The sequence below is a fragment of the Vibrio sp. MEBiC08052 genome (assembly GCF_001506075.1).
Taxonomy (GTDB): domain Bacteria; phylum Pseudomonadota; class Gammaproteobacteria; order Enterobacterales; family Vibrionaceae; genus Vibrio.
Genome location: NZ_KQ947475.1, coordinates 2283635 through 2297012 on the forward strand (window position 1 = coordinate 2283635; position 13378 = coordinate 2297012).

The window sequence follows — 13378 nt, forward strand, 5'->3', positions numbered from 1 at the left end:
ACACACTCCTATCTATCTGGTTATTGTTCCCGTAAAGCATCCATTGGTCTCAATCTGACGGCTTTTAATGCCGGAAGCAGTGTCGCCAGTGAAACAACAGCACTAATGCCAGCAGCCGTCACGACAAACAGAGCCCAGATACTCCACGAGCTGTGTCCCAGAATTCGGGTAATCAACGGGCCGACAAACATCACGATCGGTCCGCTAATCAGTAAGCCAATCAGCAATTGTAACCACCCCTGCTTCATCAGCATATGGATGATACGGCTTTCCGTTGCTCCCAGAGCGCGACGAATCCCCAGTTCCTGATATCGCTGGCTAATCACTTTTGCCATGACACCATAAATCCCACTTCCTGCCAGTAAAACTGCAATCATACCAAATACATTGAACAAGATAGCAATATATGTCAGGCCAGCGGTGTTCCGGGCAATCACCTGAGCCAGTGGCTTCACCTGATAAACCGATAATCCGGTATCGATATCTGCTACAGCCTGCTCGATTGGAAGAGTCAGATTTTCTCTCTGGGCAGAGTTTGCAACCACAGAAAGATTACGCACCGGCGCCTGCATCAACGAACGATAGACCGTCGGCATCCGTTTGCTGTAACCAAACGGACGTCCTTGAATAACATGAGAAACAACCCCAACCACAGTATACCAGTCATTATCTCCGGCTTTGCGGATCCGCTTCCCGATAATATTGCGTTCTTCCGGCCAGTAACGCTGGGCAAATGAACGGGTAACCACCACGACTTTCTGTGAATTCTGGTCATCAGACGGGCTCAGCATCCGGCCTTCTTCCAACGTCACACCTAACAGATCTAATGTTCCCGGCATTACTGTCACATTGTTTGCTCGCGGCAGCAGATTTTGCTGAGAACGGAGTTGCTGATGCTCCGCCAGCTCGACTTTACCGGCAACCATAAACGCACCGGGAATAGAACTCATAATTCCTGCTTTGGAAACCACCGGAGAAGACTCCAAACCATTTTGTAGACGGTTGTAAAAAGTCCGCAGGCTCTCTGGGGTATGATAGTATTGATCCGGAAGACTGATTTTACCGGTATAAATACCTTGTGGCTGAACACCATAATCAATCTTTGTAGCTTCATAAACCACAATAGACAATAGCGCACCAAGCGACAACACCGCACAGGACAATGCGACTTCGAAGATAACCAGTATCCGGCTAACCCGCCCGCTGCTGCGGCTCTGCGCCCCCCGGGTGCCATCTCTCAAGACTTCATTAATATTACACTGCGTCATTTTCCATGCAGGAAGCAGCCCGGTAGCCAGACTGACGAGAATCACCAGTAAGACTGCTTTCAGTAAAACATCGGCATCCAATCCCAGAGTCCACCAGAACGCTGGTTTCCCGGGGACAATCGAGCTAATTAGGCCATTTGTCAGCGACAAAGCCCAACCGGCAAACAACACACCCAGAATACCTCCCAGCGTACAAATCAGAGTACTTTCCCACATCATCTGTATGACCAACCTGAAGGTGGGTGCACCGTGTGCAATCCGGATGGCACTTTCTTTGGAACGCTCCGTCGCCCGGGCCAATAGCAGGTTGCCGACATTACAACAGGCAAGCAGCAACACAAATCCCACACCCAGTAGCATTACCAGAAAAATCGGTTTTGAGTCTTCACCGATGAAACTATCCATAAAGGTAATGGCGAAAGCGGAACGCCCGGCATTGGTTTCCGGATACTGTAATGCCCGAGATGCCATAATATCCTGCAATTCGACATCAACATCTGCCAGATTGAAACCCGGTTTAATCTTGGCAAAAATAGTTACTTTCGGAGCATTTTTTACCGTAAATTTTGCTTCATTAAGCTGACTCGGCAACCAAATCTGATTATTCATCGGAAATTCATACTTCGGAGGCATCACCCCGATGACTTCCGTTCCGATACCGTTAATCTGAACCCGCTGACCGATAATGTCCTGACGACCGCCAAAATAGTTCTGCCACAGTTCATAGCCAATAACAGCAACCGGATTCGCACCTTCAATCGTATCGGCCTCAGTAAACAACCGTCCCATAATCGGGTGAGTATGCGTAAATTCGAACAAATCGGAGCGACTGCGAATGGCGATATAGTGAGATGCTTTACCGTCGATACTAACATTTGCCACATCACCGTAATAATAACCAATGTCCTCTAAACGCTGGCTCTTGTCGCGGATGTCTTTAAAGTCTGCATAACTGATGGGCGAATCACCGAAGCGAATTCCATTGATACTGGGACTGACCATCACCATACGCTCACCATCAGGGAACGGAAGCGGCTTAAATGCCAGAGTATTGATGAGGGAATACATATAGATACACAAGCCGAGACCACAAGCCATGATCAGCATCGTGAAAACCGTAAATCCCGGACGTTTGAGCATCAGCCTGACGGCATATTTCAGATCAAATAACCAACTCATATGCATTGATTCCTCAGGCAACCAGGCCTTGACTGTCCAGATGACGGTCATCAATGACCATCCCGTCAAATATATCAATCTGCCGCAAAGCATGTGCCGCAGAACGAGGATCGTGCGTGACGATGCAGATAGTCACGCCATCCGAATGCAGTTGATCAAACAAATGCATGACCGCTTCGGCATTTTTCGAGTCCAGATTACCGGTCGGCTCATCTGCCAACAACAGTGAAGGCTGACCGACGATTGCCCGGGCGATCGCTACCCGCTGCTGTTGTCCACCGGAAAGCTGAGACGGAAAATGTTTACTGCGGTGCTGCATGTCTACTTTTTCCAATGCTGCCAATGCAGCAACCTTCATCTCTTTGGCAGTAATACCTTTGCGATATGTCAGCGGCAGCATGACATTCTCTTCAACCGTCAGGTCACTGATAAGATTGAAAGACTGAAAAACAAAACCGATTTCCTGATTGCGGATTTCCGCCATCCGCCGGGGGGTTAATGAACTAACTTCAAAACCGTTAATGATATATTTTCCACCGCTAGGGCTATCCAGCAGACCTAAAATTGACAATAAAGTTGACTTCCCACAACCGGAAGGCCCGGAAATAGAAACATACTCTCCTTTCTCGATAGCAAAACTGATATCGTTTAACGCATGAGTTTCAATCTCTTCCGTGTGGAAAACTTTATTAATCCCGCTCAACTCGACAATGAATGACATATTTCTTCCTTTTTATTATTTACTGAATGCTGATCCGGTTCAGATGCTCCCAAGCACTGGGGTTTGATGTCACAATCCGATCTCCGTTCCGCAAGCCACTTTTTACTTCAATTTTATCCGCAGAACCCTGTCCGAAAATAACCCGGGTCTTGTCTGCTTCCCGACCATCAGCGGCTAATCTGTATACCGTTCCGGGAGAATTACTCTGAGCCAATGCAGGACGATTGACATACAATACATGCTGTAATTTCGAGACCAAAATCGTCCCTTCAATACTCAAATCCGGTCTGGCTTCCGATGGTAACGGGCTATTGAGAGAAACATCAACTTGAACCGTGCCATTATTTACCGCAGGATCAATTCGAATCACCGAACCATGAATCTGATTGTTATGTGTATCAATAATAACATCCTGACCAATCTCAACCGTGCGGACCTGGCGCTCCGGAATTTTTAGTTCAGCCAGTAACTGATCTTGCCGAGCTAGCTTGGCAACATTGAGGCCTAACGGTACGCGTTGGCCAGCTTCAATATTAACCGCCTGAATCACACCAGATTGATTTGATACCACTTTCAACGATTGAATCATCATTTCCGAACGGGAAAGACTCTTTTTCAGCTTATTAACCATCGCGGTGTTTGCCTGAAACTCGGCTTCCTGTGTCACTTTCAGTTTTTCCAAACGCTCTTTTTCGATTTGTAACTGCTCTTTGTACTGTTCCAGATCTAGTTTGGAGCGCTTGTAATCGATTAGAGAAACGGATCCATTGTTCCGTTTCAACAGCGTACTCTCGGCATCATACTGAAGTTTCGCTTTTTCATAAGAGTGTTTCACTTTCAGGATCCGGACCTGAGCGTCCAGCAGATTATTATCATGGCGAATGGCTAACGCTTTGTTCTCTGCCAGAGCTGCTTCCAGCTCCCAGCGGATTTCATCTGTTTTCTGCACCAGCTCAGGGTTGATCAGCTCCGCAATTAAATCGCCTTTTTTAACGACCGCCCCTGACTTGACCAAAACAGACTCGACTCTGCCATCGACATTGGTCGAAATCCAGCGGATATTCTTCGGAGCCAATATTCCGTTTCCACGGACTTCAACATTCATATCCCCCTGATTAACCTGAGAAACAATAATACTACTCCGGCGAACTTCATAACCGCTGGGGCTAATAGTCGTCGCATATGCACCAGCAGCTACAACAGCAACAGCAATCAATGCGAACCACAACTTTCGTTTCGGAATTGATTTTGTCCGAGTTTTTTGAACATCCATATGCGAATAACCAATTTCTTTATAAGTTACCCTCAATAAGCACAAATAGTGCCAACAATATATTTAATTGTTTTTAAAGGATTTTTATTTTTATTCTGATAAAAATCCCAGTTTTGAACACGGCTGAGTTTCCAGAGACGGGTTGCCTATCCCATATTTGGGACAACAATAACAGTTAGAAGAGGTAAAAATCATGTCGATGATTGACTCTATGAATCTCTTAAGCCGTTCTTAAGTTTACTGACACATAATCAGCCGGGTTAAAGGCACAACTCATTAAGATGCAACAGGAGCATAAATCATGTCAAAAACAACGTTGATCCGTCTGGCTACTTTACTCGCGACAGCGACAGCTTCTTCTCTGGTTTTCGCTGACCCGCAGTGCACTCAACAACCAGAATCATCCTGGATACCTTTTGAAACAGCCAAAGCACAGGTTGCTGATATGGGATATCAGATTAAAAAATTTAAGAAAACCCATACTGGTTGTTACGAGCTTTACGGTTATGACGCAAACAAAAACCGAGTTGAGATTTACTACAACCCGGTTGATATGACAGTCGTGAAAGAGGAAAAAGATGACTAAACAAGCGTTCATTTGGGATATTGTCGTCCGCATCACACACTGGACAACGGCGGCACTGTTTTTATCCAATTACTTTTTGACAGAAGAAGGGAGTCCGCTTCACCAGTGGATTGGCTATATAGTTATCGCTGTCGTCGGGATTCGTTTGCTTTGGGGGCTGATAGCCCGTTCTCCGGCACGATTATCTGCATTCAAGCCTTCTGTTCCCGACGCATTGGAACATCTCAAAGAGGTGCTGGTGACCAAAAAAGACGAACATATCGGCCATAACCCGGCGGGTGCAATCATGATCTGGCTGATGTGGTTTCTCATTCTGAGTACCGCCACAACGGGATGGTTATCTGAGACCGACTGGTTCTGGGGAGAGGATTGGATGATTGAAATCCATGAGTTCTTCGCCAATGCCACAATGGGTGCGGTCACCATCCACGTGTGTGCCATTATCCTGATGAGTAAGCTGACACAATTTGCTTACGTCAGAACCATGTTGTGGCGCCACAGAGACTAACCAATCCCCATTCAAAGCCCCTTTGCGTTCAGGGGCTTCTTTTCTCTCGACAAGAAGCACGTCTACGTCGTTCTATAGCCCGTCCCCAAATCATCTATGATGGATTTACATCACCAAGACCTTGCTTCAAGTCATCCTCACTTACAGTTATGATACGTACACAGAAATACCATGATTGACCTGTTTCAATCCTCACCTTCACCAAGGAGTTCTCGTGTCCACTGTATTTCATTTTCGCGCTTGCCTGTTCGATTTAGATGGTACTCTCATTGATTCAATCGCAGCCGTTCAGCGTGCCTGGACAGCATTTGCCACGCGTCAGGCACTTGATCCAGCACACATTCTGCATCATATTCACGGACGTCCTGCCAGCGAGTCAGTCGCCAAATTTATGGCGGGCCAGTCTCAGTCTGAGATTGAGAAAGAGATTGCTTGGTTAAAAGAGGCTGAATCGCAAGATACTGCGGGAATCGTCCCAATAACGGGTGCGATTGATTTTCTGCATCAGTTAAACAACCGCCATGTACCATGGGCGATTGTCACTTCCGGTAATGAATCGGTAGCTCATGCCAGAATCAAAGCGGCCAATATACCCAAACCAGAAATCGTCATTACCGCCGATCAGATTACCCGTGGAAAACCGGATCCTGAACCTTACCAACTCGGTGCGCAGGCTCTCGGTTTGAAAGCAGAGGAATGTCTGGTGTTTGAAGATGCTATCGCAGGGGTACAATCCGGGCTGGCAGCCGGATGTCCGGTTATCGGGCTGCTCACACAGGTACAAGATGCACAAGCATTACAGGGCGTGAGCACCATTTCAGACTATACCCAACTGGCACTGGAACAAGATAGCGAAGGATTCCGGCTGCATCTGCCGTTGTAACAACTGCGAAAAGCTGAGTCGATAAACGATTGATGGCAAGTCAATAGGACTTGCCATTATTTTATTTCTAATTATTTGTTTTAATTCATTTTTATTGAGGAAATAGACTGTGAGCGAAACCTCAATCCAAAGATTTCTTAAACCGCATGGAGGCAACCACTAAGCCAAGCAGGGTAAATCCAATCATCCATAGTGTGTCGCGCCACAAATCGATCAGGTCTGCACCTCTGAGAACAATGCCGCGAATCATCCGCATAAAATGTGTCGCGGGTAAGACTTCGGCAATCCACTGCGCGAGCACAGGCATTCCCTCGTAAGGAAAGATGAACCCGGACAGCAAGATCGAAGGCAGTAAGATAAACACGGTCATCTGCATCGCCTGTAGTTGGGTTGTTGCAATCGTTGAAATCATCAATCCCAGCGTCAAACTGGCTGAAATAAATAATAACGTTCCCCACAAGATCTGACTGAATGCCCCGTGAATCGGCACATCAAAAATAACATGGCCCAATCCCAGAATAATGCACACCTGAATCAGACCAATAAATATATAAGGAATAATTTTCGCGACCATTAATTCCATCGGATGAACCGGTGTGGTGATCAACAGTTCCAGATTACCGCGTTCCCGCTCGCGGACAATCGCGGCACTGGTAAACAGAATCATGGTCATGGTCAGAATGACGCCGAGTAAACCGGGAACAATATTGACAGCCGAACGCCGGCTTGGATTGTAATAGAGTGCGACATTAAATGTTTGCACCGTCGCCTCAGCCCAATGGCTCTGAAGGCCGAGTCCGCTGAGAGACATGTGCTGTAACCCCATCACTGCCGAACTGATCATCGTATCGGAACCATCGACAATCCACTGACCCAACACCCGCCCCTGAACCCAACGCTGATCCAAATCTTTCGGCAAAATCATTGCCGCCCGGACAATCCCCCGGTGAATGGCTTGTTCCGCTTCTTTGGCTGTCGCATAGTGCTTGGTGATATCCACAACCTGAGTCACCCGCACCGCTTCAGTCAGCATTCTGCCGGTTACACTTTCACTTAGGTCCACCACCGCAACCGGAACATGACGAACATTGGTATTAATCGCAAAACCAAACAAAATCAATTGAATCAATGGGATCATCACCACCATGCCGAATGTAATCCGATCCCGAGAAAGTTGACGCAACTCTTTTACCATCACGGCTTTCATCCGGTATAAAGAATTCACTGCCGTTTCTCCCCGGTGACACTGACAAATACGTCTTCCAGACAGGGGCGCACTACGGCAATTTCTGCATTCGCCAATGTCGGTACCTGAGCTTTCAACCACTCGACCGGAGCTGCGACATCTTGTTGAATGAGTACGCGTAGTCGAATTCCTAATTGGGCGGCCGAGCGGATTTGAGGCAGCGTCAGTAAATGTTCTTTCAATCCCCGGAGGTTCTCTGCCCGGACTTCCACCACACGCACACCCATGTCACGCATGAGTTGCTCCGGTTCACCGTCGGCGCGAATCCGGCCAGAATCCATAATCGCCAATCGATGACAACGTTCCGCTTCATCCATATAGTGGGATGTCACCAGAATGGTCGTCCCCAGCGCGGAGAGATCAAACAGTTGCTCCCAGAACTCTCGCCGGTTTTCCGGATCGACGGCTGACGTCGGTTCATCCAGAAATAGCAGTTCAGGGTGATGCATCGTTGCTGCGGCCAGAGACAAACGCTGTTTCTGCCCGCCACTCATCCCACTAACCCGTTGTTTGCATCGCTGATCCAGCCCATAGGTCCGGAGCTGCTCAGTGAGACGCTGTCTGAGCTGCCGATGACCCATACCGAAAATCTGCCCGATAAACTGCAAGTTTTCTTCGACAGTGAGATCATCGTAGAGTGAGAATTTTTGTGTCATGTAGCCGATTTTCAACCGCAGGCGTTCTGATTCCCGGGGAATATCCAGTCCCAGAACATTCACCTGCCCTGACGTGGGATGCAATAAACCAGTGAGAACCCGAATCGTAGTTGACTTACCACAACCATTCGGTCCGAGAAAACCATAAATCGAACCTTTCGGTATCCTTAACCGAACGTCCTCAATTGCAGTAAAATCACCAAATCGCTTCACAACATTTTCTGCTTCAATTGCATACGTTGTCACGGTCTGAGCCCTCCGAGTTCAACCTGGGCCGGAATGCCGGAAGGTAGCGATTGCGCCGAATCATCCAAATCAATTTCAGCCAGATACATCAACCGAGAGCGTTCTTCCTCCGTTAAGGCGTAGTAAGGAGTAAAAGACGGTTCATCCGATACGCGACGAACTTTGCCCCGAAAGACCGTTTCGACACCATCGACATGGACATTGACCATCAACCCGGCAGTCACCTGAGTCCGATATCGTGCTGGCACATAAACCCGGGCATAAGGCACCCGGCCGGCTTCAATCACGGCAACCGCCTGATTGACCATCACCCGTTCTCCAAGTTGATAAGGCAGGCTATCCAGAACCCCGTCTCGTGTTGCGACAATCGTCAACTCATTCAGTTGGTGCTGTTGTAACATCACACCAGCGGTTGCGGCATCTAGTGCCGCTTTCGCCTGTTCGATATCTTCCAACCGGGAACCTGAGGTCAGTTTAGCAAATGCTTCTCTGGCAGCATTCAACTCAGCTTTGGCTGTATCTCGGTTAGCCAGCGCCCTATCTTTTTCCGACTGGCTGCTAAGTTTCTTTGCGACCAGCTCACGGGTACGCTGATAATTTTTTTCTGCTTCAATAAAACGGGCTTCAGCACGAACGACATCGGCTTGCGCGGTCGCAATGTCTTCCGGACGTTCTCCATTGGTGAGTTTCTGCAAATAGGCTTTTGCTTGCGCCTGTTCAGCGACGGCCAGTGCCAACTGCATCACCTGACGTTGCCGATCGAGTTGTACCAATACCTGCCCTTGGGTCACTGGCGTCCCTTCTTTCACCGGTAAGTCACGGATAATTTCGTTAGCCGTTGCAGTCAGAGTGACCCGATCACGTTCTAAAGTTCCCAATGCAACGTTATCTTCATCAGTTTGACAAGCGGTAAGTAAGATCATCAGGATGGCATAGTAAATCAGTCGCTGCATTGATACTTCTCCACGATTTAGATGAGCGTTTGTCAGTCAGGTGAAAACTTTACAAATCAGATGAGGGCTTCATCCGCTCAACCAATGTTGCTAAGGATGTTGGTTCGCCAATATAGTAGCCCTGAGCCATATGACATCCTATCTGGTGTAACAGCTCCAATTGTTCTTTGGATTCTACACCTTCAGCCATGATCGACAAGTTGAGATGCTTTGCCATGGAAATCAACGTTGCAATCACATATCGATCCCGTTCTGAATTCACCAGCGCATGGGTAAATAGTTGATCAATTTTCAAACAACTGATCGGTAGATCTTTCAACCGTCTCAGACAAGAGTAACCAATCCCAAAATCATCAATGGCCACATGAATACCAAGATCTCTTAACTCAGTGATCTTCTGCCGGACATCGTCAAATATGTCACAGATTAATGCCGACTCGGTCAATTCTAAAACGAGCTGATGCGGAGGAAATTCATAGGTCGATAATGCCCGCTGAATTTGATAAACAAAATCACTCATCCAAAAATGACGCGATGTGATATTCACCCCCAGCCGCTGATCCGATCGCAAAAAAGATTGCGCATCTTCAAGTGCCTGATATAACGCCCATAAACCGATTTCTTCGATATGACCGGTTTCTTCGGCAATCTGAATCAATTGAATGGTCGGAATCTGTTTTCCTCTTAACTCCCAACGAATCAGTGCTTCATATCCGACGATCTGCTCATTTTTCAGTGATAATTGTGGCTGATACTCCATAGAGAAAGTTTTATTTTGCAACGCTACTTTCAGGTCAGATTCAAGCTGATAACGGGCATATAACGTCTCGGTCATACGGCCTGTATAACGCTCAATTTGGCCGGTTCGGGTGACCTTAGAGTGATACATGGCGATATCCGAGGCTTTGAGTAAATCGGTTGCTGTCTCACCGTCTTCAGGATAAATTGCTACACCAGCACTAAAACGTAGCGTCAGATCATTTTCATCTAACCGATAGGATTCATCTTGTATTGACTTAATTCGCGCCAGTATCGGTGCAAGCTCATCTTCATCGGTCAGTTCGAGTAAAACTAAATATTCATCCCCGCCTAAACGCCCGACAAGGTCACCTTTGCGGATCGAATGACGTAACCGCTCACCAAATACTTGTAATAACTGATCCCCCTTTGCATGACCATAGGTATCATTGACCATTTTGAAATTATCCAGATCAATAAATATAACGGCCACCTGAAATCTCAACCGCTCTGATCGGTGCAACATTTGTGTTAAACATTCCAGAGAATAAACTCGGTTTGGTAATTGGCTCACCTGATCGAAAAAAGCCTTATCCGATATTTCATGGAGAAGGTCGCGTAAATCTTGCATCCGGCGATAAGCATAAAAAATCCCACCCAGACCAAACCATAAAACAATCAACGTAATCTCATCCATTTCCCAATGTTCATGATGACGACTAAAAACGTAGAGCTGTTCGAACAGATCAACTTTGGTCATCAAAGAGATGAAAGACAATATCAGAGCAATGGCACAGATATAGAAAAAGTCTCGTTTAGCGCGGTCTCGAATTTCTTTTTCCAGACTGGTCTGCATATATTTCTGTTTCATTGTGACTTATCATTTTGGAGGAGCACAGCCACCTCAAGTGAATCCTGATACCCCTGAGAGACAAATTAATTCAGCAGTGGTCAAACCAATGCTACCTGATGTAAAGCGTAGACCAAATTGTCACTTTATTGACAAGGTTATTGAGTAAAGAGAATGCTATGCTATTCAAATATTCAGCGATATCAGATAAAAATATCGTTGTCCTCACGTCAACAGAATAAATCCCCGATAAGACTTACAATATAAAATATTAATGAAATGCATTTCATGAAATTATTCCATCTACCCCCACCAACAAAAACCAAATAAAACACCATTAACAAACTTTTAAAAAGATAAAATAATTAATTTACCACTGACTAAATGGTAAATTCATCTAAAAGTTGCTAGGGTAACGGGATATTTGTAAAGTGGGCTAAGTGAATCAAGTCAACTTGTCTAAGGTGTAGAATCCCAATGTTTCTTTCATTTGGGTCTCGATATCAACATACACTTTCACTTTATAAATACGATCACGGATGTCATTACACAAAATCTGGAGTTTTACATGAATAAAAATAAGATTTCCCGAGCAATGGTGTTGGGATTAGGCCTGACTCTAGCCGGCACAACATTACCATCCTATGCAGCACACGTTCCGGAAGGAACAAAACTGGCCCCGGTACAAGAATTGGTCCGAGGCAACGGTTCAGAAATCGAAACACTTGACCCCCAGAAGGTGAATGGTGTTCCCGGTGCGAACGTTGACAGAGATTTGTTTGAAGGACTGGTCAATGAAGATGGCTACGGCAATCTTGTCCCCGGTGTCGCCGATAAATGGGAAACCAAAGATAACAAAACTTTTACCTTCCATCTGCGTAAAACGGCAAAATGGTCAAATGGTGACCCCGTCACAGCAGATGATTTCGTTTACGGATGGCAACGCCTTGTCGATCCGGCAACCGCTTCACCTTATGCTGAATATTTGCAGTTAGGCAATGTTGTCAATGCAGAAGAGGTCGTTGCCGGTAAGAAAGACAAATCGACGCTGGGTATTAAGGCGATCGATACACACACACTTGAAGTCCATCTCGATAAGCCCACACCTTACTTTGTCAAAATGTTGGTTCACCAATCAACATTCCCGGCCCCACGTAAGGTGATTGAAAAATGGGGCAGTAAATGGACCCGCCCTGAACACTTTGTCGGCAATGGCGCTTACATACCTGAAAAGTGGGTCGTCAATGAGCGTTTAGTGCTCAAACGTAATCCGCTTTACTGGAATGACGCTGAAACCGTCATCAATAAAGTCACTTTTCTGCCAATTGAAAGTCAAAACGCAGAAATGAACCGATTCCTCGCGGGTGAAATGGATTCGACCTACGAAATGCCGGTAGAACACTTTAAACGACTCAAAAAAGAATACCCGGAATCGGTTTCTGTGACCGGATATCTGTGCAACTACTACTACGATTTCAATACGCGGAAGAAGCCGTTTGATGACGTTCGGGTCAGAAAAGCGCTCTCTTATGCGATTGACCGGGATATCATTACTAAGGCCATTATGGGGCAAGGCCAAAAGCCGGCTTACGCCTTTACGCCAGACATTACTGCCGGTTTCACCCCACCGATGCCGGAATATGGTCAGTGGACGCAGAAAGAGCGCGATCAAAAAGCTCGTGAACTCTTAGCGGAAGTAGGTTATGACAAGAGTAACCCATTAACACTGACGCTGATTTACAACACGTCTGACAACCATAAAAAGGTTGCCACTGCGATTCAGTCGATGTGGAAACAAACCTTGGGTGTGAATGTCAATCTGGAAAATCAGGAATGGAAAACATTCTTGGACAACCGTCGTCAGGGTAACTTCGAAGTCGCTCGCGACGCTTGGTGTGGTGATTATAACGAAGCATCCACCTTCCTCTCTCAAATGCTCTCCAATAACAGCGGTAACTATGCTCACTATCAAAGCAAAGCCTATGACGATGTCATGGAAAAAGCGATGCTGAGCACATCTGACGCTGAACGTGCCGACTACTATGCTCAGGCAGAGAAGTTGATTGCGCAGGATATGCCAGTTGCACCGACTTACCAATATGTGAAAGCACACTTACTCGCGCCTTATGTCGGTGGCTATCCAATCCATAATGCGGGAGATATGACTTACACTCGGGATATGTATATCAAAGCCAAATAATTGATTCCGAGTCATCCATACAGGGCTGTATGACAGACGTCATACAGCCTTTCATTTCACAGTTGCAATTA

At 46.5% G+C, this 13378-nt stretch carries 11 protein-coding genes; 4 read left to right on the forward strand and 7 right to left on the reverse strand.

Translation table 11 applies throughout. From position 1 onward, the window contains the following. Positions 1-20: 20 nt before the first annotated feature. From VRK_RS09935 to VRK_RS09945, 3 genes are read right to left on the reverse strand one after another with little or no spacing between them, the layout of a single operon-like run. Positions 21-2447 carry an ADOP family duplicated permease gene (locus tag VRK_RS09935; RefSeq protein ID WP_059121214.1) on the reverse strand — a complete coding sequence of 809 codons (2427 nt, stop codon included), beginning with the start codon at positions 2445-2447 and terminating at the stop codon, positions 21-23. A gap of 13 nt (positions 2448-2460) precedes the next feature. Beyond that, the gene (locus tag VRK_RS09940) at positions 2461-3168 is read right to left on the reverse strand and encodes an ABC transporter ATP-binding protein (RefSeq protein ID WP_059121215.1); all 708 of its coding nucleotides are present in this window, start codon (positions 3166-3168) and stop codon (positions 2461-2463) included. 19 nt (positions 3169-3187) lie between these two features. Beyond that, the gene (locus tag VRK_RS09945) at positions 3188-4441 is read right to left on the reverse strand and encodes an efflux RND transporter periplasmic adaptor subunit (RefSeq protein ID WP_059121216.1); all 1254 of its coding nucleotides are present in this window, start codon (positions 4439-4441) and stop codon (positions 3188-3190) included. 301 nt (positions 4442-4742) lie between these two features. Between VRK_RS09945 and VRK_RS09950 the strand changes: the two genes are divergently transcribed. From VRK_RS09950 to VRK_RS09960, 3 genes are all read left to right on the forward strand, one after another. Then, a complete protein-coding gene (locus tag VRK_RS09950) occupies positions 4743-5027 on the forward strand; it encodes a PepSY domain-containing protein (protein ID WP_059121217.1) in 285 nt (94 codons plus the stop codon). Beyond that, positions 5020-5535, forward strand: a complete 516-nt coding sequence (locus tag VRK_RS09955) for a cytochrome b/b6 domain-containing protein (RefSeq protein WP_059121218.1) — start codon at positions 5020-5022, stop codon at positions 5533-5535. The genes VRK_RS09950 and VRK_RS09955 overlap by 8 nt, the downstream gene beginning before the upstream one ends. Positions 5536-5749: 214 nt before the next feature. Further along, on the forward strand, positions 5750-6418 hold the full coding sequence (locus VRK_RS09960) for an HAD-IA family hydrolase (RefSeq protein WP_059121219.1): 669 nt from the start codon (positions 5750-5752) through the stop codon (positions 6416-6418). A gap of 121 nt (positions 6419-6539) precedes the next feature. Here the strand turns inward: VRK_RS09960 and VRK_RS09965 are convergent, their stop codons facing one another. The 4 genes from VRK_RS09965 to VRK_RS09980 are packed head-to-tail and all read right to left on the reverse strand — an operon-like array spanning position 6540 to position 11128. Further along, on the reverse strand, positions 6540-7643 hold the full coding sequence (locus VRK_RS09965) for an ABC transporter permease (protein ID WP_059121220.1): 1104 nt from the start codon (positions 7641-7643) through the stop codon (positions 6540-6542). Further along, positions 7640-8566, reverse strand: coding sequence for an ABC transporter ATP-binding protein (locus tag VRK_RS09970; RefSeq protein ID WP_059121221.1), 927 nt, complete (start codon positions 8564-8566; stop codon positions 7640-7642). The genes VRK_RS09965 and VRK_RS09970 overlap by 4 nt, the downstream gene beginning before the upstream one ends. Beyond that, entirely contained in the window at positions 8563-9519 is a 957-nt protein-coding gene (locus VRK_RS09975; protein ID WP_059121222.1) for an HlyD family secretion protein, read from the reverse strand. Before VRK_RS09975 ends, VRK_RS09970 begins: the two co-directional genes overlap by 4 nt. 49 nt (positions 9520-9568) lie before the next feature. Beyond that, complete coding sequence (locus tag VRK_RS09980) at positions 9569-11128, reverse strand: putative bifunctional diguanylate cyclase/phosphodiesterase (RefSeq protein ID WP_059121223.1); 1560 nt, start codon at positions 11126-11128, stop codon at positions 9569-9571. 547 nt (positions 11129-11675) lie between these two features. On the opposite strand from VRK_RS09980, the gene VRK_RS09985 reads away from it, so the two are divergent. Beyond that, positions 11676-13307 carry an ABC transporter substrate-binding protein gene (locus VRK_RS09985; RefSeq protein WP_059121224.1) on the forward strand — a complete coding sequence of 544 codons (1632 nt, stop codon included), beginning with the start codon at positions 11676-11678 and terminating at the stop codon, positions 13305-13307. Positions 13308-13378: the final 71 nt, after the last annotated feature.

What these genes read in the sequence shown, in the direction of transcription:
- VRK_RS09945 (WP_059121216.1), bottom strand. Translation starts at nt 4,441, where the DNA reads ATGGATGTTCAAAAAACTCGGACAAAATCAATTCCGAAACGAAAGTTG.
- VRK_RS09940 (WP_059121215.1), bottom strand. Translation starts at nt 3,168, where the DNA reads ATGTCATTCATTGTCGAGTTGAGCGGGATTAATAAAGTTTTCCACACG.
- VRK_RS09980 (WP_059121223.1), bottom strand. Translation starts at nt 11,128, where the DNA reads ATGAAACAGAAATATATGCAGACCAGTCTGGAAAAAGAAATTCGAGAC.
- VRK_RS09975 (WP_059121222.1), bottom strand. Translation starts at nt 9,519, where the DNA reads ATGCAGCGACTGATTTACTATGCCATCCTGATGATCTTACTTACCGCT.
- VRK_RS09985 (WP_059121224.1), top strand. Translation starts at nt 11,676, where the DNA reads ATGAATAAAAATAAGATTTCCCGAGCAATGGTGTTGGGATTAGGCCTG.
- VRK_RS09935 (WP_059121214.1), bottom strand. Translation starts at nt 2,447, where the DNA reads ATGAGTTGGTTATTTGATCTGAAATATGCCGTCAGGCTGATGCTCAAA.
- VRK_RS09955 (WP_059121218.1), top strand. Translation starts at nt 5,020, where the DNA reads ATGACTAAACAAGCGTTCATTTGGGATATTGTCGTCCGCATCACACAC.
- VRK_RS09950 (WP_059121217.1), top strand. Translation starts at nt 4,743, where the DNA reads ATGTCAAAAACAACGTTGATCCGTCTGGCTACTTTACTCGCGACAGCG.